The sequence below is a fragment of the Alicyclobacillus suci genome (assembly GCF_017329615.1).
In the GTDB taxonomy this organism is placed as follows: Bacteria; Bacillota; Bacilli; order Alicyclobacillales; family Alicyclobacillaceae; genus Alicyclobacillus; species Alicyclobacillus suci.
On the sequence record NZ_JAFMTW010000169.1, the window covers coordinates 1 to 442 of the forward strand.

Here is a 442-nt window from a genome sequence, read left to right on the forward strand (position 1 = left end):
ATCCATCATGACAAACTTGAACTTCCATCCAAGGTTCTCGGCAATATCTTTCATAAGCGGGATGGCGATTTCACCGTCATAAACATGTGCCGGTGTGACCTCAAGAGATACCGGGAGTTCACTGGCAGTATCCACCGCAAGGTGAATCTTATAGCCGAACCAGGTGAGTTGATTGCCAAATGTGTCGTACTTGGCACCCCAGTTGGCGTTGCCAGTTTCCTGACTACGTAACTTTGGCTGTTTCCTTTCATATGCAGAGATCGCTGTACTGTCAATCGCGAGATGAGTTCCACCAATGATGCCTGCTTCTCGACATTGACTGACCAGGTCAACGAAGAGGGTTTTGGCAAGACCCTTTTCTGTAATGGTTGCAAAGACTCGACTGAGTGTTGAGATAGAGGGAACTCGTTTATCCAGGCGAAACCCGCATTGGTAACGGAAT

Annotated in this window: 1 protein-coding gene; it reads right to left on the reverse strand. The window is 48.0% G+C overall.

Annotation, left to right across the window (positions count from 1 at the left end; all coding sequences use genetic code 11):
* Positions 1-442, reverse strand: a 442-nt coding sequence (locus J3482_RS20280; RefSeq protein ID WP_206923100.1) for a transposase, incomplete at both ends; no start/stop codon positions are given.